19 protein-coding genes and 1 other RNA gene are annotated in these 21,260 nt (G+C 65.1%); 14 read left to right on the top strand and 6 right to left on the bottom strand.

The features are described from left to right. Nucleotides 1–79 precede the first annotated feature (79 nt). Both HDC35_RS02985 and HDC35_RS02980 read left to right on the top strand, forming a co-directional pair. Nucleotides 80–640, top strand: a complete 561-nt coding sequence (locus HDC35_RS02985; protein ID WP_311770705.1) for a peroxiredoxin — start codon at nucleotides 80–82, stop codon at nucleotides 638–640. 107 nt (nucleotides 641–747) lie between these two features. Continuing rightward, nucleotides 748–2,595, top strand: coding sequence for a gamma-glutamyltransferase family protein (locus HDC35_RS02980; RefSeq protein ID WP_184643472.1), 1,848 nt, complete (start codon nucleotides 748–750; stop codon nucleotides 2,593–2,595). On the opposite strand, the gene HDC35_RS02975 is transcribed toward HDC35_RS02980, so the two are convergent. From HDC35_RS02975 to HDC35_RS02965, 3 genes are all read right to left on the bottom strand, one after another. Then, nucleotides 2,589–4,175 (bottom strand): ABC-F family ATP-binding cassette domain-containing protein, encoded by a 1,587-nt coding sequence (locus tag HDC35_RS02975; RefSeq protein WP_184643470.1) that lies wholly within the window; start codon nucleotides 4,173–4,175, stop codon nucleotides 2,589–2,591. The two genes, HDC35_RS02980 and HDC35_RS02975, sit on opposite strands and share 7 nt — an antisense overlap. A 122-nt stretch (nucleotides 4,176–4,297) precedes the next feature. Then, nucleotides 4,298–5,269, bottom strand: a complete 972-nt coding sequence (locus HDC35_RS02970) for a magnesium and cobalt transport protein CorA (RefSeq protein ID WP_184643468.1) — start codon at nucleotides 5,267–5,269, stop codon at nucleotides 4,298–4,300. Nucleotides 5,270–5,346: 77 nt separating this feature from the next. Then, nucleotides 5,347–5,856: a hypothetical protein gene (locus HDC35_RS02965; protein ID WP_184643466.1), complete on the bottom strand. Its 510-nt coding sequence runs from the start codon at nucleotides 5,854–5,856 to the stop codon at nucleotides 5,347–5,349. A gap of 357 nt (nucleotides 5,857–6,213) precedes the next feature. Between HDC35_RS02965 and HDC35_RS02960 the strand changes: the two genes are divergently transcribed. The 7 genes from HDC35_RS02960 (at nucleotide 6,214) to HDC35_RS02930 (ending at nucleotide 13,477) form a co-directional block, all read left to right on the top strand. Further along, a complete protein-coding gene (locus HDC35_RS02960) occupies nucleotides 6,214–6,591 on the top strand; it encodes a BlaI/MecI/CopY family transcriptional regulator (RefSeq protein WP_184643464.1) in 378 nt (125 codons plus the stop codon). Then, nucleotides 6,591–8,303, top strand: coding sequence for a M56 family metallopeptidase (locus HDC35_RS02955; RefSeq protein WP_184643462.1), 1,713 nt, complete (start codon nucleotides 6,591–6,593; stop codon nucleotides 8,301–8,303). Before HDC35_RS02960 ends, HDC35_RS02955 begins: the two co-directional genes overlap by 1 nt. A 111-nt stretch (nucleotides 8,304–8,414) precedes the next feature. After that, on the top strand, nucleotides 8,415–9,185 hold the full coding sequence (locus HDC35_RS02950) for a hypothetical protein (protein WP_184643460.1): 771 nt from the start codon (nucleotides 8,415–8,417) through the stop codon (nucleotides 9,183–9,185). Beyond that, on the top strand, nucleotides 9,185–11,284 hold the full coding sequence (locus HDC35_RS02945) for a TonB-dependent siderophore receptor (RefSeq protein WP_184643458.1): 2,100 nt from the start codon (nucleotides 9,185–9,187) through the stop codon (nucleotides 11,282–11,284). The genes HDC35_RS02950 and HDC35_RS02945 overlap by 1 nt, the downstream gene beginning before the upstream one ends. Before the next feature lie 17 nt (nucleotides 11,285–11,301). Next, the gene (locus HDC35_RS02940; protein ID WP_184643456.1) at nucleotides 11,302–11,691 is read left to right on the top strand and encodes a ribonuclease HI; all 390 of its coding nucleotides are present in this window, start codon (nucleotides 11,302–11,304) and stop codon (nucleotides 11,689–11,691) included. An 83-nt stretch (nucleotides 11,692–11,774) separates the two neighbouring features. Then, nucleotides 11,775–12,233 (top strand): hypothetical protein, encoded by a 459-nt coding sequence (locus HDC35_RS02935; RefSeq protein ID WP_184643454.1) that lies wholly within the window; start codon nucleotides 11,775–11,777, stop codon nucleotides 12,231–12,233. A gap of 203 nt (nucleotides 12,234–12,436) precedes the next feature. Then, on the top strand, nucleotides 12,437–13,477 hold the full coding sequence (locus HDC35_RS02930) for a rod shape-determining protein (RefSeq protein WP_184643452.1): 1,041 nt from the start codon (nucleotides 12,437–12,439) through the stop codon (nucleotides 13,475–13,477). 417 nt (nucleotides 13,478–13,894) lie between these two features. Here the strand turns inward: HDC35_RS02930 and HDC35_RS02925 are convergent, their stop codons facing one another. Both HDC35_RS02925 and HDC35_RS02920 read right to left on the bottom strand, forming a co-directional pair. After that, the gene (locus HDC35_RS02925) at nucleotides 13,895–14,920 is read right to left on the bottom strand and encodes an adenosine deaminase (protein WP_184643450.1); all 1,026 of its coding nucleotides are present in this window, start codon (nucleotides 14,918–14,920) and stop codon (nucleotides 13,895–13,897) included. After that, entirely contained in the window at nucleotides 14,913–15,488 is a 576-nt protein-coding gene (locus tag HDC35_RS02920) for a phosphoribosyltransferase (RefSeq protein WP_184643448.1), read from the bottom strand. The genes HDC35_RS02925 and HDC35_RS02920 overlap by 8 nt, the downstream gene beginning before the upstream one ends. Before the next feature lie 241 nt (nucleotides 15,489–15,729). Here HDC35_RS02920 and HDC35_RS02915 point away from each other — a divergent pair, with 241 nt between their 5' ends. After that, on the top strand, nucleotides 15,730–16,128 hold the full coding sequence (locus tag HDC35_RS02915; protein WP_184643446.1) for an Ohr family peroxiredoxin: 399 nt from the start codon (nucleotides 15,730–15,732) through the stop codon (nucleotides 16,126–16,128). Between the two features lie 60 nt (nucleotides 16,129–16,188). Here HDC35_RS02915 and HDC35_RS02910 read toward each other — a convergent pair whose 3' ends face one another. Continuing rightward, a complete protein-coding gene (locus HDC35_RS02910) occupies nucleotides 16,189–16,884 on the bottom strand; it encodes a 2OG-Fe(II) oxygenase (protein WP_184643982.1) in 696 nt (231 codons plus the stop codon). Nucleotides 16,885–17,052: 168 nt separating this feature from the next. On the opposite strand from HDC35_RS02910, the gene HDC35_RS02905 reads away from it, so the two are divergent. The 4 genes from HDC35_RS02905 (at nucleotide 17,053) to HDC35_RS02890 (ending at nucleotide 21,162) form a co-directional block, all read left to right on the top strand. Then, entirely contained in the window at nucleotides 17,053–18,708 is a 1,656-nt protein-coding gene (locus HDC35_RS02905) for a M20/M25/M40 family metallo-hydrolase (protein ID WP_184643444.1), read from the top strand. Nucleotides 18,709–18,955: 247 nt separating this feature from the next. Continuing rightward, an RNA gene (gene ffs / locus HDC35_RS02900) (signal recognition particle sRNA small type) lies at nucleotides 18,956–19,053 on the top strand. Nucleotides 19,054–19,096: 43 nt separating this feature from the next. Further along, nucleotides 19,097–20,830: a DNA polymerase III subunit gamma/tau gene (locus tag HDC35_RS02895; RefSeq protein WP_184643442.1), complete on the top strand. Its 1,734-nt coding sequence runs from the start codon at nucleotides 19,097–19,099 to the stop codon at nucleotides 20,828–20,830. Continuing rightward, the gene (locus HDC35_RS02890; RefSeq protein WP_058803723.1) at nucleotides 20,827–21,162 is read left to right on the top strand and encodes a YbaB/EbfC family nucleoid-associated protein; all 336 of its coding nucleotides are present in this window, start codon (nucleotides 20,827–20,829) and stop codon (nucleotides 21,160–21,162) included. The genes HDC35_RS02895 and HDC35_RS02890 overlap by 4 nt, the downstream gene beginning before the upstream one ends. The last annotated feature ends 98 nt before the right edge of the window (nucleotides 21,163–21,260 follow it).

Raw genomic sequence — 21,260 nt, 5'->3', positions numbered from 1 at the left:
TGATCGATATGGACGCGACCGTCCGTTTTTATCATTCCGTTATCACGAACTGTCCGGTGTTCAAGGCGAAGGAATCCAGATGAATTGGATGATGAAAATTGCAGCGTCGTTTGGCCTTTGCCTGCCGATGACGGTCCTGCCCGCGCAAAGCTTCGCGGCGCTCCAGCAAGGCGCGAAAGCGCCCGACTTCACGCTGACCGCGGCGCAGGCTGGCAAGGAATTCAGTCTCTCGCTGAAGCAAACGCTGCGGAACGGACCGGTCGTACTCTATTTCTTTCCCGCCGCCTTCACCCCCGGCTGTACAATGGAAGCGCATCTGTTCGCCGAAGCCAATGGGCGGTTCAACCAGCTCGGCGCGCGCGTTGTCGGCGTGACCGCGGGGAACATCCACCGCGTCGCGGAATTTTCGCGGTCGGAATGCCGCGACAAATTCGCTGTCGCCGCCGATCCCGGCGCGAAGGTGGCGGCGCAATATGGCGCCACGATGCAGGGGCCCGACGGCAAACCGCTGTCGAACCGCACATCCTATGTAATCGCGCCGAATGGGACGATCCTGCTCAGCTACACCGACAGCAAGCCGCAGGCGCATATCGAAAAGACGATGGCTGCGGTGCGGGCGTGGACGGCGCGGCGGCGGTGAGCCGTCGGGCCAACGATGGCCGACCTTCGCAGGATCATAAGTGAATCCGGCCTTGCCCTGATCCGCGCCTGCCGCGAAAACAGTTTCTTTTACGGGGAAAGAAATCGATGGATCGTCGCACCCTGCTGACCGCCGTGCCGGCCACCGCCTTGTTGCCCGCCGTCGGGCTGGCGCAGGACAACAAACCGAAGGTCGCCCCCAAGCCGGGCGCGGCAGGCGCGTCGCCGGCCGTCTGGGAAGCGGGGGCAGATCGCTTCGTGCGCCCCGATGTTCAGGGCGGCGACAGGCCCGTCGGCGCGAGCTTCGCCTCGCGCACCGCAGCCTATGGCCTGAGTGGCGCGGCGGGAACCGCGCATCCGCTCGCGACGCAGGCGGGGATCGATATATTGAAGCGCGGCGGCTCGGCGATCGACGCCGCGATCGCGATCAATGCGTGCCTCGGGCTGCTCGAACCCACCGCGAACGGCATCGGCGGCGATGTCTATGCGATGATCTGGGACCCGAAAACAAAGAAGCTCGCGGGGCTAGCCGGATCGGGCAAGAGCCCGCTCGGGCTCGACCTCGCCACGGTGCGGTCGCGCGCGAAGGGCGGGACGCTGCCCGCATATGGCGCGATCAGCGTATCGGTGCCGGGCGCGGTCGACGGCTGGTGGACGATGCACCAGCGCTACGGGAAATTGCCGTGGAAGGAATTGTTCGAGCCGGTGATCGCGCATGCCGAGGCAGGTGCGCCGGTTCCCGACATGATCGCTTATTATATCCGCCGCAGCCTTGCCGGCTTTCGCCAGCCGGGGCGCGGGATCGAGGAAATCGACAACGCGATGCGGACCTATGGCGTCAATGACGGCAAGGGGCCGGCGGCAGGGCAGGTGTTCCGCAACCCCGACCTTGCGCGCACCTTCCGCCTGATCGCCGACGGCGGGCGCGACGCCTTTTACGAGGGCGAGATCGCGCGGACGATCGACGCCTATTTCAAGCGGATCGGCGGCTGGCTGCGCTATGAGGATATGGCGGCGCACCGAAGCGAGTGGATCGAACCGCACAAGACCGGCTATCGCGGCACCGACGTCTATGCGCTCGGCGCCAATACGCAGGGCATTGCGACGCTGCAGATGCTCAACATCCTCGAGCATTTCGACCTGAAGGGCGCGGGCTTCCAGTCGGCGCTATCGATCCATTTGCAGGCCGAAGCCAAGCGCCTCGCCTATGAGGATCGCGCGCGCTATTATGCCGATCCGCATTTCGCCAAGGTGCCGGTCGAGTGGCTCGTGTCGAAGGATTATGCCGCCGAGCGGGCCAAGCTGATCCGTCCCGACCGGCTGCTCACCCCGGTCCATCCGGGGCAGGCGCCGAGCCGCGGGGACACCACCTATTTCAGTTGCGCCGACAAGGACGGCATGATGGTGTCGATGATCCAGTCGAATTTCCGCGGCATGGGGTCGGGGCTGGTTGCTGACGGGTTGGGCTTCATGTTCCAGGACCGCGGGCAGCTGTTCAGCTTGGCTGACGAGCATCCGAACATCTATGCGCCGGGTAAAAGGCCGTTCCAGACGATTATCCCGGGATTTGCCGCGCGGGGCGACGTGCCGTGGATGAGCTTTGGCGTGATGGGCGGCGACATGCAGCCGCAGGGGCAAGCGCAGATCATGATCAATCGTATCGATTACGGGCTGGAGATCCAGGCCGCGGGCGATTCGCCGCGCTGGCATCATGAAGGATCGTCGGAGACGATGGGTGAGGATTCGCCCGATCTGGGGACCAATGGCGTGCTGCGGCTCGAGACCGGCGTGCCCGATGCGACCAAGCGTCAGCTGGCCGATATCGGCTGGACGCTGGGCGAATCCGACGGCGGGTTCGGACGCTATCAATGCGTCGAACATCGCGTCGACGGCGACCGCCGCGTCTATGCCGCGGCGAGCGAGATGCGCGCCGACGGCTGTGCGCTGGCTTATTGAGGGTCGCCGAGCACGATTTCGCGCGTGATTCCGATCGCCTCCAGAAAGGCTGTGTCGTGGCTGACGACGAGCAGGGCGCCGTCATAGGCGGCGAGGCCGGTTTCGACCGCGGTCAGCGAGTCGATGTCGAGATGGTTGGCGGGCTCGTCGAGGATCAGCAGTTGCGGCGGCACCGGCGCGCCGAGGACGCAGGCGAGCCCGGCGCGCAGCATCTGCCCCCCGCTCAATTTCCCGACGATGCGGTCGGCGGCATCGGCGCGAAAGCGGAACCGCGCGAGCGCGGCGCGGCACTGGTTGTTCGTGGTCCCGGGATTGCGGGCAAGGAAATTGTTGGCGATCGATAGCGCCGGATCGAGCAGGCCGACGCGCTGATCGAAGAGCGCGAAGCCGACGGGCACGCGCACGTGACCCTTCCATGGGAGGAGCGTTCCGGCGACAAGCGCGAGCAGCGTTGATTTGCCCGAGCCATTGGGGCCGGTGATCGCGACGCGTTCGGGACCGGCGATGGTGAGCGATAGGTCGCGAATGACTGGTCGGTCCGTTACATAACCCGTCGTGACATGGTCGAGCCTGACGACGGTGCGCGACGCGGGCAGGCCGGTCGAGGCAAGGCCGACCGAAAGCGGATCGAAGATCTCGATCCTTGCGCGCGCGCCGGAGAATTGCTCTTCGGCGCCTCGGCGCTGGCGTTCGGCGATGCGGCTGCCGGCAGCGCGCGTCTCCTCGGCCCGGCGCTTGAGTCCGCCTACCAGGATCTTGGGCATGTCACCACGCGCGGCCTTGGCGCGTCCGCGCGAGTCGCGGCGGTCCTGTTTCTCGGTCGCGATCTGGGCCTGCCGCCGGACGCGGCCGAGTTCCTTCTCGGCCCCGGCCAGTTCGGCTTCGGCTGCCGCTTGTTCGACGTCCTTGCGTGCGCGATAGGCGCTCCAGCCGCCGCCGTAGCGCGCGGCACCCAGACCGGTCAGCTCGACGATTGCGTGCATTTCTTCGAGCAGCTCGCGGTCGTGGCTGACGACGATCGCGCCGCCGCGCCAGCGCGCGAGCAGGTCGCGTACCGCCCGCCGCCCTTCGCCGTCGAGATTGTTGGTCGGTTCGTCGAGCAGCAGGAAATCGGGTGCGGCAAACATCGCGCCCGCGAGCGCGGCGCGGGTGCGTTGCCCGCCCGACAGTTCGGCAAGCGGCGTGTCGACGGGCACCAACAGGCCGACATCGGCGAGCGCTTCGTCGAGGCGCGCTTCGAGCGTCCAGTCGGCGTCGGCGATTTCGTCGATGGTCGCTTCGCCCGCTTCAGCCCTACGCAGCAGGCCGAGCGCGGCGCGGGCGGCGAACAGGTCGACGACGTGCTCGTCGGCGCGGACCTGCACCGTCTGGCGCAGCATCGCGACGCTGCCGTCGATAAAGATATGACCCGACGCGGGCGCGAGTTCGCCGGTCAGCAGTCGCAGCAGTGTTGATTTGCCGACGCCATTGCGACCGATGATGCCGGTGCGTTCGGGCTGGAACTGGAGGTCGAGGCCGGAAAGGACGGCGCGGCCGTCGGGCGTGAACCAGTGAAGGTCTGAAACGGTAATGGCGGGCATGGACAAGGCTTTCCTGAAGGCAAGGCTGGTTAGGCTGCGTTCAGTTGCGATCCATGATCCTGCGTACTCCGTTAGAAAGCGGTGAAATCCTATTTAGGATATAGGCGGCGCTGCGGCAAGGCTCAGAGCCAGCCGATATGCTTGAAGCGCCAGAAGACGAGACCCGATCCGCCGAAGATCAGCGCGAGCGCGAACGGATAGCCCAGCCGCCAGTCGAGTTCGGGCATGAAGCGGAAATTCATGCCGTAAATCCCGGCGATCGCGGTGGGGACGGCAAGGATCGCGGCCCAGGCAGCCAGCTGGCGGGTGATGACGCCTTGGCGCTGTTGTTCGAGCATCCCGTTGGTTTCGATCACCGACGCGGCGACGTCGCGAAGTCCCGATAGCCGGAATTCGGCGCGCTGTACATGGTCCCACACGTCGCGGAAAAACGGGCGCACCACCGGATCGATATGCGGCAGGTCGTCGTCGGCCGCGAGCCGTCCCGCGACCTCCTTCATCATCCCCACGAACCGCTGGAACCGGATGATCTCGTGCCGTTGCTTGTAAAGGTGGCGGATTTGCCAGGCGTCGAGCGGGGTATCCATCACGCTGTCCTCAACTGCCAGCATCCGGTCCTCGATCGCGTCGATCACGGGGAAGTAGCCGTCGACGATGAAGTCGAGCACGGCATAGAGGACATAGTCGGGCCCGTGCGCAAGCTTGGTGGGCAAGGTTTCGAGCCGCGCCCTGATCTCAGTATGCGCGCGCGCCGACCCGTGGCGGACGCTGACGAAGAAATGCGGACCAAGGAAGAAGGCTGTCTCGCCCGGCTGGATCGTGTCGGCGTCGAGATTGGCGGTGCGCGCGATGACGAACAGCTGGTCGCCATAGACTTCGATCTTGGGCAGCTGGTTCGCTTTCAGCGCATCCTCGACCGCGAGCGGATGGAGACCGAAGCGTCTGGCGATGCCGGCGAGTTCCTCGGGTGTCGGTTCGTACAGGCCAAGCCAGAAAAAATCGCCCTCGTCGCAATCTTCCGGGATCGCCTCGTCGGGCCCTAAATCGCGGACGAGCTTGCCGTCATGATAAACGCGGGCGGCGATGATCGGCATGCGGTGGAAACTCCCTTGCTGAGCACCCCCGATATAATGCGCGGCGGGTCGAAGGGAAATCTCCCTTGCGCCCGGCGTCAGATATGCCGGCTGTCATAGGCCCATTGCAGCAGCGCCTGGCGCTGTTTCGGCCGGCAAAAGGGATCGCCGGGTTCGCAATGCTTGCGAATCTGCGCAGCATGGCGGCGGAACGCGCGCCACCGCGCGATCTGGCGGCGATCCTCGTCAGGCATCCGCCGTCCCGAATAATAGCGGCAATACCATTGGAACCATCCGCGCGGGTCGTCGGGATATATCCATCCCTTTTCGATCCAGACGCGCAACAGGACGCCGGCACGCACACCGAAATAGTTGAGGCTGCAGTCGGGGCGGTCCGGCGCCAACCGGGCGTTCTCGAACCAGCTTGCGGGAAATTCGTCTGTGCAATCGGTCATATATTTGCCGCAGAAGACCCCAAGCCGAAGCATTTCTGCAGGGGTCAGTTCGGGCGTAAAATCCGGATCGAACGCCTGTCCCATCGGGGCGAGGCGCGTATAGTGATAATCTCGCTGCATGCGGTCGTTCACGATCACGGTCGAATGGGTCATGCAAGAAGACTAGCGTTGCAGAGACAGTCTGCAACGGCATATGAAAATTGATCCATGTTAGGGCGCATCATATTGCCGTCGCCTAACCGTCCTTACCGATGCCGACCTCGCGACCCGGGGAGGCGAAGGGCTTCCTCTTGCGTAGCCATATTCAAGAGGGTTGGAGGGTCCTGCCGCGAGGCGGGGCCCTTCTTCGTTTTGCCGGACAATCGGCGTTCTCACGGTTGGAAAAGCGGGGCAGGCCGCAAGCCCGCTCCACATGAACCGCACCGCCTACCCGTCATAGCTGAATAAACCGCTTGCCAAGAGGGCGCTACAAATGTAGCACGCTACAAATGTAGCGCATGAGGTGATTCGATGCTGTCCAGTTTACCGCCGCGGGAACGCGAAATCGTCGATATCCTTTATGAACGTGGAGCCTCGACGGTGACCGAGATCGGCGAGTCACTGTCCGACGCGCTCTCGGGGTCCGCGATCCGCGCAATGCTGAAGCGGCTCGAGGCCAAGGGCTTTGTCGCGCGCGAAGCATCCGAACGCGGTTTCGTCTACGCGCCGAGCGTGTCGGACAAGACCGCGCGCAAGTCGGCGCTGAGCCAGGTCGTGCGCGTCTTTTTCAACGGATCGGCGACGAGCGCCGCCGCCGCGCTGCTCGGCATGCAGGACGAGATGACGGGTGCCGAACTCGACGAGCTTGAAAAGCTGATCGAACAGGCGCGCGAGGGGAGGAACCAGTGATGGGCGGGACGATGATGACGACGGCGGTCCTGATCGGGCTGGCCTGGAAGTCGGTGCTGATCGCCGGACTGACGCTGGGGCTGCTGCGCCTTGTGCGCAAACGGTCGGCGGGCGAGCGGTCGCTGGTCGCGCATATCGGGCTGCTGGCGCTGCTGGCGCTGCCCGTCGCCAGCCTTGCCTTGCCGCAATGGCAGCCGCTGCCCGCGAGCTGGGCCGCCGAGGCAGCGCCGGCGAGAAGTGCCGGCGCGATCGCGGATCATAGGGCCGCCACGCCGACGCGAGCGGCCGGTGCCGACGCGGGCGTTTCCAAACCGACGGAGGCTGCGGGATCGGTCCCGGCCATGTTTCCCGCGGTTTCCGACGTCGCCCTCCTTGTTTACGCACTCCCCCTTGCGCTGTTGTTCGGAGTGATGCTGCTGGCGGTGGTGCGCTTGTTCGCCATGCGAGGGCGGGCCGAGGTTCTGGTCGAGGGATCGTGGCTGTCGGCGCTGGCCGAAGCGCAGCGCCGCATGGGGTTCAAACATGGCACCGCGCTGCTGGTCAGCGACGAGCTGCGATCGCCGATCAGCTGGGGCGTCCTGCGCCCGACGATCGTGCTGAGCCCGAAGGCTGTTCAGGCGGTGGGCGAAGCCGAAGCGATCATCGCGCACGAACTGGCGCATGTCGCGCGGCTCGACTGGGCGAAGCTGCTCGCGTCGCGGGTCGCTTGCGCGCTGTTCTGGTTCAACCCGCTCGTATGGATGCTGGCGCGCGAGAGCCACCAACTGCGCGAGGAGGCAGCCGACGATGCGGTGCTGCTGGCCGACATCGACGGTCCCGATTACGCGACGCTGCTGGTCGGCGCCGCGCGGCATGACAATCAGGCGGTGTTGCTTGCGGCGCATGGCGTCGCTCCCGGCAAGAGCAGCCTGAAGCGCCGCATCGCCCGCGTCCTCGACGGCAGCCTGAAGCGCGGTCCCGCGTCGGCGAGTTGGGTCCTGACGAGCTTGGTCATCGTCGCGGGCATTACCGCGCCTTTGGCCGCCTTTTCAGCGACGGCCAAGCCGCTCTCCGATGTGGAGGCGCCCGCGGTCGCACCGTCGGCCGGACGGATCGCGGTCGCGACATCGCGGTCGGTGGCCGCGACGACCGCCGAAAGCACGGCGGTGACTGCCGCCCCGCCGAAACCGCTGAGCGCCGAGGACCTTGTGAGCATGCGCGCGGTTGGCGTGACCCCCGACTATGTCGCACAGATGCGCGAACATGGCGGCGCATCGATGACCGCCGACGAGATCATCGGAGCCAAGGCGGCGGGGGTCGACCCGGCTTATATCAAGACGATGCGCGGAATCTTTCCGGGCGTCGATATCGACGAACTGGTAGGTGCATCGGCGCTCCATATCGAACCCGGCTTTGCCCGCGACATGAAGCGCCATTTCCCCGACCTCGATATCGACGATGTCGTCGCGCTGCGGGCGATGGGGGTCGACTCCGACTTCGTCACCGAGATGAAGAAGTCCGGGGTAAAGATACGCAGCGCCGACGATGCGATCGAGCTGCGCGCGACGGGGGGGTGGATGGCGACCCAGGGCGGTAAGGGCGCAAAGGGGCCGAAGAGCGCGACTATCAGCTTTGGTCCCGGAGGCGTGATCGAGGCGCGCGGCGCCGATGGCCGGGTCGCGCGGGTCGAATTGCCCGAGCCGCCGGCACCGCCGGCGCCGCCCGGGAACTGACGCGGGCCATCGGGCCAAAGCTGCGTTCCGTTAATCGAATAATCGTTGGGAATTGCCGCGGTCGCGGCGAGCGATGGCGCTCGCCCGGCGCGCGAAGGGAGGAATGTCGCCATGAAAATCATTATCGCCGCCTCGAGCCTGGCTCTTTTGTCCGCACTGGGCGGCGCCGCGCCGATGCAGCCGGCGATCGCGCCCGGTTCCGACGAGGCCGGGCACATGCAGGACATCGGCTGGGAGGTCAGGCCCGATGGCGGCGACAAAGGACAGCTGCGGCTGCAATTGCGTCACAAATTGTCGAACGGCGACATGTCGCTCGACGCAGGGCTTGGCGCGCGGCGGCCCGAGTTCGCCCCTGTGCGCGACGCGCTGGGCGAGGGCGGGCCGGTGCGCTTCACCGTCCGGCATGCGGCGGGGACGCTCGATTGCAGCGGCGAAGCCGTGCGCGCTTTCGAAGGCAAGGGGCGGTGCCGCTTTGCCCCCAACACCGCATTCACGCGCGCGCTCGCCGAACGCGGGCTGGCGCTCCAATCGACGGCCGAGCAGTTGAGCATGGCGATCGTCGATGCGACGGTTGCGCTGGCGGACGGGCTGATTGCCGAGGGGGTGCGGCCCAAAGAGGCGGACGACCTGATCGCCGCGGCGGCGCTCGGCGTAACGGGCGACTATGTCCGCGAGATCAAGTCCGAAGCGATCGTGCTGACCGACATCGAAGACGCGATCGCGTGCAAGGCGCTGGGGGTCGATGGCGCCTATATGCGCGGGCTCGCAGCGGCGGGATATCGAAAGCTGAACGCCGATGAGGTTGTCGCAATGAAGGCAATGGGCGTCACGGGAGATTATGCGCAGGCGATGAACCGCGCGGTCGGGGGGAATGCGAACTGATGCGCCGGATCAGTCTTGCCGTCTTGTCGGTGGCGCTTTCGTCCACTCCGGTGGCGGCGCAGGGAGCGCCTCCATCGGGCGACACCTCGCCGCCCGTGGCGACCGAGGTTCCGGCAGGTGGGCCGAGCACCGCTGCGCGGCAGGTCTATGCACCCGCTGACTTTGCGCGCTACGCCCCGCGCAACGCTTACGACATGCTGACCCAGGTCCCCGGATTCCAGATCCGCGACAATGAGCAATTGCGCGGGCTAGGTCAGGCTACCGGCAATGTGTTGTTCAACGGCGAACGGCCGTCGAACAAGGCCGACGACATGTACACGCAATTGTCGCGGATTCCCGCGGGCAATGTCGAACGGATCGAGATCGTCGACGGCGCGACGCTCGATATCCCCGGTCTGTCGGGGCAGGTCGCCAATATCGTCTATCGCGCCGATGCCTTTTCAGGACAATTTTCGTGGAAGCCCGAATTTCGCGCGCATTACACTGACCCGCTGCTGACCCGTGCCGACGTGTCGGTGCGCGGGCGGAGCGGCGATATCGAATATGAAGCGGCGCTGAGCAACGACGATTCGGCGCGCAGCGGCGCGGGCGGCCCCACATTGATCCATGACGGTGCGGGCAATGTCATCGAACGGCGCCGCGATATCTGGAACACGCATTACGATACGCCCAAGCTGTCAGGGCGGATCACCTGGGATCCCGCGGGCGATACGGTGGCAAACCTTGGCGGCCATTATCAGCGTAAGTACGACCGTTATTACGAGGATGGCACGCGCGTCGGTCCCGGGTTGCCCGACCGGCTGCGCACGGTGCGCGAAAATGCCGACAGCTGGAATTACGAGGTCAGCGGCGATTACCAGTTGGGGCTGGGGCCGGGGAAGCTCAAGTTGATCGGACTCCGCCGGTTCAGCCATGAACCCTATGCTCAGGAAATCGTCACAATGCCCGACGACGGAACGCCGGCGACGGGCGACCGCTTTGCGCAGACCGGCGATATCGGCGAGACGATCGCGCGCGGCGAATATCAATGGAAGATGCTGGGTGGCGACTGGCAATTGTCCGGCGAGGGCGCGTTCAACACGCTCGACAATGTCGCGTCGATCGCGGTGCTGGGCCCCGACGGGCGCTTTGTCGATCAGATGTTCGAGGGGGGTACGGGCGGGGTCAGCGAGGACCGGTACGAAGGCTTGCTGAGTTTCGGGCGCCAACTGACGGGCAAGCTGAACGTTCAGATCATCGGGGGTGCCGAGCATTCGACGATCACCCAGACCGGCGCCAACGGCCTGACGCGCAGCTTTTTCCGGCCCAAGGGCTCGATCTCGCTCGCCTGGACGCCCTCGTCCGATTTCGACGTGTCGGTGAAGCTCCGGCGGCGGGTACTGCAACTGTCCTTTTATGACTTCCTTGCGCGCGCCTTCCTCAACGACGGCAACCAGAACGAGGGCAACAACGACCTTCGGCCGCAGCAGGACTGGACTTATGAGGGCGAGATCAACAAGGCGTTCGGCGCATGGGGATCGACCAAGCTGATCTTTATCTATCGCGATGTCGAGGACCGCGTAGACGTCATCCCGATTGGCGACAACGGCGAAGCGGTGGGCAATATCTCGAAAGCGAAAGCAGGGGCGATCGACTGGACTTCGACAATCAACCTCGATCCGGCGGGGATCAAGGGGATGAGGCTCGAACCGAGGGTATTGCTTCAGAAGAGTTCGCTGCGCGACCCCTTCACCGGCGAGAAAAGGCAGTGGAACGGCTTTACGGACACAGTAATCAGCCTTGGGCTGCGCCACGATATCCCGGGCAGCAACTGGGCGTGGGGCGGCGATGCCGAATATGCGCACTACCAGCCAAATTATCGCCGCAACCAGGTCGACAAGGTGTGGGAAGGGCCGGTGTGGGCATCGGTTTTCGTCGAGCACAAGAATGTGATGGGGATGACCGTCCGCGCGTCGATCCGCAACATCGCCAATGCCCGGTCGAAACGCGACCGCACCGTCTACACCGGCGTCCGCGGCGAAAGCCCCGTCAGCTTCGTCGAGGAACGCGACCGGCTGATCGGCCCGATCTTCTCCTTTTCGGTGCGCGGCAAGTTTTGACAAGCTAAGGCGGTCCGATGCGTGGGCGCCGGATCAAAATCTATTTCGACGGCGGCTGCCGCCCCAATCCGGGCGCGATGGAAATCGCGGTGGTTGCGGGCGGGGTCGTCGAGATCGACCGCGACGTCGGTTCGGGAAGCAGCATGGACGCCGAATGGCTGGGGCTGATCGCGGCGCTGCGGCTGGCGCGGAGGCGGGGGCTGGCCGACTTCGTGTTGCTGGGCGATGCGGCGGCGGTGGTGCGCCAGGCGAATGGCGCGGCACGGCCGCGCGGAACCGCTGTGCAGCACCTGAGGACGTTCCGCGAACTGGCGGGCGAGGGGCCGGCGCCCCGCATCCGTCACATCAAGCGGACGCAAAATCTGGCCGGGATTGCGCTGGCGCGGGCCGCTCCTGAAAAGAAATAGCCCCGGCGGGTTGTAAAGCGGGATCATCACTGGTTAAGCGCGGGTCGCTTATCCCCTGGATGACACGACGGAAGACCAGCACGTTGAAGCCGACCCATCCCTTGCCCGTCCATCACAGCTGGGCGCTTTATGAGCGCGAGCGCCATTTCGCACTGGGTCAGGTCCATGGCTATGACACGCTCGATTGGGTTCCCGGAACTGCGGTCGCGGCAGAGAAAGCGACGCAGCCCGGCGTCTGGGAATGCGATCTGTCGGATAACAGCCTGACATGGTCCGACGAGGTTTATGACCTCTTCGGCATCCCGAGAGGGAGCGCGGTGACCCGCGACGAAGCGGTCGCGCTCTATGCCGAGGAATCGCGCGCGGCGATGGAGAAATTGCGCGCCTATGCGATCCGCCACCAGCGTGGGTTTACGATCGACGTCGAAATCCGGCCTGCGTTGGCGGCGCGACGGTGGATGCGCCTGATCGCGGCGCCGCTATGCGTCGAGGACCGGGTCGTCCGGCTGCATGGGTTGAAGTTCATCGTTCCGACCCGCTGAACCCTTCAAAGGGGGAGCCCGTCGGTGAGCCGTGCGACAATGGCGCCGGTCCGTGGGTCAACTTCGTCCGGACCTGAGAAACCAACGGTCTGCACCGCCACCGGTTGACGCCCCCGAAGCTTGATCACAAGCGAATGGCACGGGCGTTGCGCGCTCAGCCGCAGGCGCGCCCGCCTCCCCCTGACCGAAAGCCTCTATCCCCTATGAAATTCTTCAATCGGTTCACATCGGCCGCCTATGACATGGCCATCGACCTGGGAACCGTGAACACTGTTGTTTACGTGCGCGACAGGGGCATCGTCCTTAACGAACCCTCGGTCGTCGCCCTTGAGACGCGCGACGGCGTGCGACGGGTCAAGGTCGTCGGCAACGAAGCCAAGCCGATGATGGGCAAGACGCCGAACAACATCCAGGCGATCCGCCCGCTGCGCGACGGGGTGATCGCCGACATCGATGTTGCCGAACAGATGATCAAGCATTTCATCGACAAGGCGCTGGGCGGGCCCAGCCGCCTGCGCCAACGCAGCAATGTCGTCGTGTGCGTGCCGTCGGGATCGACGATGGTCGAACGCCGCGCGATCCGCGATGCCGCGTCGAATGCGGGCGCCGTATCGGTCCAGTTGATCGAGGAATCGCTCGCGGCGGCGATCGGGGCGGGGTTGCAGGTGACGCAGCCGACGGGGGCGATGGTCGTCGATATCGGCGGCGGCACGACCGAAGTCGCGATCCTGTCGCTGGGCGGTATCGCCTACAGCAATTCGGTGCGCGTCGGCGGCGACAAGATGGACGACATGATATCCTCCTATATCCGCCGCAAGCACAATCTGATGATCGGCGAGATGACGGCGGAGCGGGTCAAGCTGGCGATCGGGTGCGCGACACCGCCCGACGGCGAAGGCATTGTGATGGGGGTGAAGGGGCGCGACCTCGTCAACGGGCGTCCGTCCGAAGTTCGCGTGTCCGAAGCCGAGGTCGCCGACGCGCTGGCCGAACCCGTCGGACAGATCGTCGCCGCCGTGCGCGCGGCACTCGAGCAGACGCCCCCCGAATTGTCCGCCGACATCATCGATTACGGTATCATGCTGACGGGCGGCGGCGCGCTGCTGCGGCGGATGGACGTCGCAATCTCCGAGGCGACGGGGCTTCATGTCCAGGTCGCCGAAGACGCGCTGATCTGCGTCGCGATGGGGGCGGGGCTGGCGTTCGAGGATCGCGCCTATCACGGCGTATTGCTTGCCGCTTGATCAGATTGGCAGCAGGCGTTGGCTCGGGGGTGAGTCGCAGCGCTCGCCTGTGCCCCTGTCCAAAGTTCAGTAAAGGTCAGCCTTGTACGCTGCCCGATTTGACGCTGCAGGGATGCGGGACGCGACCGACCGCGATCGCGTGCAAAAACCGCCCGACCATCGCTTTTTTCTACCGGGTGAAAGAGCCGGGATGAAGGCTGGCATAGCCGGATAATGTAGGAAAGACCCTTTTTGCAGGCGACGGATTTGGGGTGGCGGTTCGGTGTTCCTCTCTGTGCGTTCGTGTCGAGCGAAATCGAGACACCCATCGGCGCGGCGCCTTGCCCGAGGGGCATCTCGACTTCGCTCGATGCGAACGGATCAGGATAGGTCAAAAGGTCCGATTCCGGTCGTTTGCGGACCTAGCCGGGATCGGCTTCAGGCGTAGGCGTCCATCGCGGCGAGGTGTTTCGCCTTGTCGATGTCGTCCAGGAACGAGCCGGTGAAACTGTTGCGCGCGAGCGTGATGAGATCGTTTTTCGACAGGTCGAGCGCGTCGGCGACGGCAAGGTAATTGGCGTTCACATAGCCGCCGAAATAACTGGGGTCGTCGCTGTTCACCGTCGCGCGGAGCCCGGCGTCGAGCATCGTGCGTAGCGGGTGGGCAGCGATGTCCTCGACCACGCAGAGCTTGAGGTTCGATAGCGGGCAGACGGTGAGCGTCATGCCTTCGCTGGCGAGGCGGGCGACGAGCGCCGGGTCTTCGAGGCTGCGGTTGCCATGATCGATGCGGTCGACCTTCAAAAGATCGAGCGCTTCGCGGACATAAGCGGGCGGGCCTTCTTCGCCCGCATGCGCGACGAGCTTGAGCCCGAGGGTGCGGGCGCGCGCGAAAACATGTCGGAATTTGGCCGGCGGATGGCCGACTTCGGACGAATCGAGGCCGACGCCGTCGATGCGGTCGAGATGTGGCAAGGCTTCGTCGAGCGTCTTTTCGGCCTCGGCTTCGCTGAGGTGGCGGAGGAAGCACATGATGAGTTTCGAGGTCATTCCATAGCGCACCCGCGCGTCGTCGAGCGCGCGGGTGATGCCGGAGACGACGGTTTCGAAAGCAATGCCGCGGTCGGTATGCCCTTGCGGGTCGAAGAAGATTTCGACGTGGCGGACGGCGTCGGCATGCGCGCGCGCCAGATAGGCGGCGGTGAGATCGTGGAAATCCTGTTCGGTGTGAAGGACGCCCATCCCCTGATAATAGATGTCGAGGAAATCCTGAAGGTTCGAGAAGGCGTAAGCGGCGCGCACCTCGTCGACGCTGGCGAAAGGGATGGCGACATTGTTGCGCTGCGCCAGTTCGAACATCAGTTCGGGTTCGAGCGAACCTTCGATATGCAGATGGAGTTCGGCCTTGGGCAGGCCGCCGATGAAGGCGGCGCGCTCTTCGGACGATAAAAATGCTTCAGCCATGGGACGCTTCCTCTTCGCGCAGGATGATCGCCGCTTCGGGCTTGTGTTGCCGGATTTCGTCGATCGTCAGCCCGTCGACCTCGTGCGGGAAGATCAGCCACCGGTCGGTTTCGTGGACGAAGAAATCGGGACGAAGATCGGTAACGTTGCGGTCGGGTTTGAACCAGACGGTCGCGATGCGGACGTCGTGCGGCATATTGTGGCGGCAGCGCGCCTTGAGTTCGGCGACGAAGGCACGAATGCTGCGCCCCGAATCGAAAACATCGTCGATGATCAGCAGACGGTCTTCGGGGTTCAGCGTGTCGATCAGATAACCCAACGCGAAGACTTTGACGTGCGCGTCCTGCTTGTCGATGCCGTGGTAGGACGAGGTACGGATCGCGATATGGTCGCAGTGGTGACCGTGGTAATCGAGCAGTTCCTGCACCGCGATGCCGACCGGCGCGCCGCCGCGCCAGATGCCGACGAGATGCGTCGGTTTGAACCCGCTGTCCAGGACCTGCATGCCGAGGCGGAAGGAATCGGCGAGCAGATCGTTCGCGCTGATGAAGATTTTGGCGTCGCTCATGCCATGCGGAGTAATCCTGCGGGCGGGCAGCCGCAAGACGTGACGGCATGGGTGAAGGGGCTCGCGCACATCATATTCCTCCCTGGGGCGACCACAGAAATTTTACTCGTTTCATATCAATGCTTTGTATATAATTCGCGTGCGATTTAAGCGTGCACGCTTGATCTTGCGCTGCGACTCGCTTAATTAAATCGCATCCGATTAATACGGATGCGATCATAACCCGAAAAGGATCCCGACGATGGCCGACAAAATTCTCTTCTCCGGTACCACTCACGTCAAAGGCGGCAAGCATGGCTACGCCCGCAGCTCTAACGGCGTGCTCGACATCGCGCTGCCCCAGCCGCACCCGGCCGCCGAAAATCTTTTCGCCGCCGCCTGGTCGACCTGCTTTATCGGGGCGCTCGAACTCGCCGCGTCGCAGAAAAAAGTGGCGCTGCCCGCCAGCCCCGAGGCCGATACGACGATCGACCTTTTGAACCGCGGCGCCGACGGCCTCGTCCTGCGCGCGCGCCTCGACATTTCGGTTCCCGGCGTCGATCGCGACACGGCGCGCGAACTTGTCGACCTCGCGCACAAGATCTGCCCCTATTCGAAGGCGGTCGAAGGCAATATCGACGTCGAACTCAACCTCGCCTGATCTGTCTCTACCCGGCGCCGCTTGAACGTCGCGCCGGGTCGGACGCCCCGCCGCGCGGGGTCACGCCGCGTCGTGGAAGATTACCCCCAAAGTGTGGCGCCGCCCCGAGCGCACTTCGCTGACCCCGTGCCGCATCGCCACCCGGTAATCGCCGCGTCCGCCGCGCACCGGCCTGGCACTCACGGCAAAAAGCACAGCATCGCCCTTGGCCAGCCGCACAACGACGGCTCTCGATTGCATGCGGGGCCGCTGCTCGGTCAGCACAAACTCGCCGCCCGTAAAATCGGCGCCCGGCGTCGACAGCAGCACCGCCGCCTGCACCGGAAAGACATGCTCGCCATACAGGTCCTGATGCAGGCAATTATAATCGCCCGGCCCATATTGCAGCAGCAACGGCGTGGGCCGCCGCTGTCCCGCACCATGGCAACGCGCCAGAAATTCGGCATGGTCCGGCGGAAAGCGCCCCGCCATCCCCATCCGTTCGTGCCAGCGGTTCGCGACCGGCGCGAGCCGCGGATATAATGCGCCGCGCAGCGCGGCCACGAGCGGCGGGAGCGGATAGGCGAAATAACGATATTCGCCGCGCCCGAATCCGTGTCGCGCCATATGGACATGGCTGCGAAATCCAGCCTCTTCGGCATAAAGCGCGGCGAGCGCATCGCATTCGCCGCCGCTGAGCAGGTGCGGCAGCACCGCCCATCCTTCGCGGTCGAGCGCCGCCGCAACCGCATCCCAGTCCGGCGCGGCAAGGCGCATATCGATTGTCGTTTCCGTCGCGATCATGGCACCGGCCCTGCCATTCCCTCCTGTCTGGCGCGCCCCGTTTCTTGCGATCAAACACCCGCGACGTTATGCTTTTCCTCTCCGCGGCGTCCGCGCCTGCCCCGAACGCGGCCCCCGCCGCCGATCAACGGAAAGTCCCCCATGTCCCGCCATCTCGCCGCCACCCTCCTGTTCGCCGCCACTGCTGTCGCGCCTGTCGCGGCGCAACCGGCTATCGATGCCGCCAATCTCGAACAAACCGTCCGCACCCTTGCATCGGACCAGTTTCAGGGCCGCGCGCCGGGGACCGCCGGCGAGGATCGCACGATCGGCTATCTGATCGGCCGGCTTCAGGCGCTCGGGCTCGAACCCGCGGGCATCGACGGCGGCTGGACTCAGCCCGTGCCCTTGCTCCGCACGCGCGTCGGTACGCCGACGATGCTCGCGTTCGACCGCGGGGGCAGCGCGACCCCGCTCGCGTTAGGCACCGACATCTATGTCTCGACGCTTCAGCCAAAGGACCGCGCGGTGATCGACAAGGCGCCGCTGGTCTTCGTCGGCTACGGCGTCACAGCGCCCGAACGCGGCTGGGACGATTTCAAGGGACAGGATTTGAAGGGCAAGGTCGCGGTCTTCCTGATCAACGATCCCGATTTCCTAGCGGCACGCGGCGAGGACGCGTTCGGCAAGTTCGGCGGCCGGACGATGACCTATTATGGCCGCTGGACCTACAAGTTCGAGGAAGCCGCGCGCCGCGGCGCGGTGGGCGCGCTGATCGTCCATGACGCCGACGGGGTCGGCTATGGCTGGAACGTGGTCAACAGCCCTGCCGGCGAAAACTACGGCCTCGTCAAACCGCCCGAGCAGGTGACGAGCCTGGCGCTGCAGGGCTGGATTTCCGGTGAAACCGCGACCCGCCTGTTCGCGAACGCCGGACAGGATCTGGCAAAGCTGCGCGTCGCTGCGCGGCGCGAGGATTTCCGGCCCATCGACCTCGGCACAAGCTTCAGCGCTGCGATCCCAGTGACGCACGACGTCGTGCAGAGCCAGAATGTGCTTGCCAAAATCCCCGGCGCCAAACGCCCCGACGAGGCGGTGATATATGGCGCGCACTGGGATGCCTATGGCGAGGGCGCGCCGGATGAAAAGGGGCGCATCTACCGCGCCGGCGCCAACGACGACGCGCTCGGCGTCGCCGGATTGTTCGAGATCGCGCGGCTGTTCAAGGCCGCGCCCGCGCCCGACCGTACGATTGCCTTTGCCTTCTGGACCGCTGAGGAGCGCGGGCTGTTGGGCTCCGAAGCCTATGCGGCGAACCCCATCTTCCCTGCCGAAAAGACCGTCGCCAACTTCGGTCTCGACATTCTCCAGACCGCCGGCCGTGCCAAGGATGTCGTCCTGGTCGGCAAGGGGCAGGGCACGCTCGAAGACGACCTTGTGCGCGTCGCCAGGGCACAGGGGCGCACCGTCAGCGTCGAAAGCCTCCCCGAACGCGGCCTCTTCTTCCGCGCCGATCATTTTAGCCTCGCCAAGCGCGGCGTTCCCGTCCTCCTGATGATGGGCATCGCGGGCGCCTCCGACCTTGTCGAAGGGGGCAAGCCCGCGGGACAGGCGTGGGTCGATGCCTATACGGGCAAATGCTATCATCAGGCGTGCGACGCGTGGGACGAAAGCTGGAACCTGGACGGCGCGGTGCAGGATATCGACCTGTTCTATCGCCTCGGCGACGAACTCGCGCGCTCGGCCCGCTGGCCCGAATGGAAACCCGGCAGCGAGTTCAAGGCGATCCGCGACGCCAGCGCCGCAGCGCGGGAATAGGGCGTGATCGGCCAATGGCAGGAAGCGAGCGGAGGGTGCCGATAGAGATTGTGCACCCCGGCGAAAACCGGGGCGCAGAATTCCGATACGAACGCAACAGGTTGCCGCACTGGGCCGTGACGGAGTCACGTGCCGCCGGACACCTTTCGCCGGGGTTCACGAGGGCGCAGCTCATCACCCCAAAGCCGACATAACCCCCGTCGACCTAGCCGATCTTGCATTTGAGCGCGTCTGCCGCCATATGCGCCGCGGGAGTCGGGCGGACGCAGTCTTCGCCAACCCGGTCAGGTCCGGAAGGAAGCAGCCGCAACGAATTCGCTGCGGGTCGTTCCGGCTCCCACCCATTTCCCCCTTCGACAAGACCGGCGCCGCCCCCTAAGACGGGGCCATGGACGATTCCGCCGACGACGACACCCCCATGCTGGGAATGGATTTGCCCGAGGCGCCGGCGCCCCCGGCATCATCGGGGCCCTATCGGGTCCTTGCGCGCAAATATCGCCCTCAGACCTTTGCCGAACTGATCGGCCAGGACGCGATGGTTAAAACGCTCGGCAATGCGATCGCGCGTGACCGGCTGGCGCATGCGTTTCTGATGACCGGCGTGCGCGGGGTCGGCAAGACCTCGACCGCGCGCCTGATTGCCAAGGCATTGAACTGCATCGGTCCCGACGGGCAGGGCGGCCCGACAATCGACCCGTGCGGCGTGTGCGAGCCGTGCCGTGCGATCACCGAGGGGCGCCATATCGATGTAATCGAGATGGACGCCGCCTCGAACACCGGCGTCGACGATGTGCGCGAGATCATCGAGGCGGTGCGCTATGCCGCCGTTTCGGCGCGCTACAAGATCTATATCATCGACGAAGTGCATATGTTGTCGCGCAACGCCTTCAATGCGCTCCTGAAAACGCTCGAAGAGCCGCCACCGCACGTCAAATTCCTGTTCGCGACGACCGAGGTCAACAAGGTGCCGGTGACGGTATTGTCGCGCTGCCAGCGTTTCGACCTTCGCCGCATCACGCCCGACATGCTGTTCGCCCATTTCAGTGCGATCCTGCAAAAGGAGGGCGTTGACGCCGAAGCGCCGGCGATCTGGCTGATCGCGGGCGCCGCAGAGGGATCGGTCCGCGACGGCCTCTCGATCCTCGACCAGGCGATCGCGCATGCCGATCTCGAAGCCGGAGGAGCGGGGGACGGCGGCAAGATCAGCGCCGACCAGGTCCGCACCATGCTCGGGCTGTCCGACCGGACTTCGATCGCCCAATTGATGGCAACGATCCTGGGCGGCGACGCGGGCGGCGCGATCGACCTTGCCCGCACGCAATATGCGCTCGGGATCGAACCCGTCGCGATGGTGCGCGGATTGATGGACCTCACGCACGCGATCACGCTTGCCAAGGTTTCGCGCCACGACGACCCGGCGCTTGCCGCGTCGGACCGCGAACGCATCGGCGACTGGGCGCAAAAGCTGGGTTTCGCGCCGCTCAACCGCCTGTGGCAGCTCCTGCTCAAGGGGCAGGACGAGGTGCTGCGCGCGAACAATCCGCTCGAACATCTCGAAATGCTGCTGCTGCGCGTGATCTATGCGGCATCGATGCCGGATCCGGGCGAACTCGCGAAGCTGATCGAAAAGGGCGGCCTGCCAACGGCGCCCCTTGCGGCGCCGGCGGCCTCCCTGGCACAGGGCAATGCCGCGCTGGCGTCGCCCGCGGAGGCGGCCGCGGAGACGCCGGCTGCCGAGGCGCAGGCGTCGGCGTTGACGATCGCGCAGATTCACCAGCTTCTCGAAACTTCCGGAAATCATCAGCTTGCGCGGCAAGTTTACGACGATATCAAGCTGGTCCAGCTCGAACCGGGGTTGCTCGTCTATGCGCCGGTTCCTGCGCTCGACGGCGATTTTTCGCGACGTCTCGGCGAGGCGCTGCTGAGCCAGACCGGCAGCCGCTGGCAGGTGCGGGTGGGTGAGGGCGAGGCGCGGCCTAGCCTGGGGCAGGTTCGGCAGGCAAAGCTTGACGACAATGATGCGCGGATCCGCGAATTGCCCGTCGTAAAAGCCGCTCTGGCCGCTTTTCCCGACGCGAGGCTTGTCGAAGACGACGACAATCGCCATAGGTCGAACCCATGAAATCGATCGAAGAAATGATGAAGGCGGCGCAGGAAGCCGCCGCCACCGTGCAGGCCCAGATGCAGGAGGCGCAAGCGAAGCTCGACAGTGTCGAGGTCGAGGGCGTCTCGGGCGGCGGCCTGGTCAAGATTACCGCGACTGCCAAGGGCCGGATCAAGGCGATCCACATCGACGACAGCCTGATTGTCCCTGCCGACAAGCAGATGCTCGAGGATTTGCTCGCAGCCGCGTTCAACGACGCGCGCGAAAAGGCCGATGCGGCAAGCAACGAGGAAATGGGCAAGATGACGAGCGGCCTGCCGCTCCCTCCCGGCTTCAAGCTGCCGTTCTGATTGAAAATCCGCTCCCTTGCTTTGCGACAGGGCGGAGCGTCGTCCGTTCAGCACTCCTACATTGAACGTGACGCAAGTTACGCCATATTAGCATTGAA

This window comes from Sphingopyxis sp. JAI128 (assembly GCF_014207235.1).
Taxonomy (GTDB): Bacteria; Pseudomonadota; Alphaproteobacteria; order Sphingomonadales; family Sphingomonadaceae; genus Sphingopyxis.
Note: the sequence above shows the minus strand (reverse complement) of the source record. Positions and strands in the feature narration are given on the sequence as shown.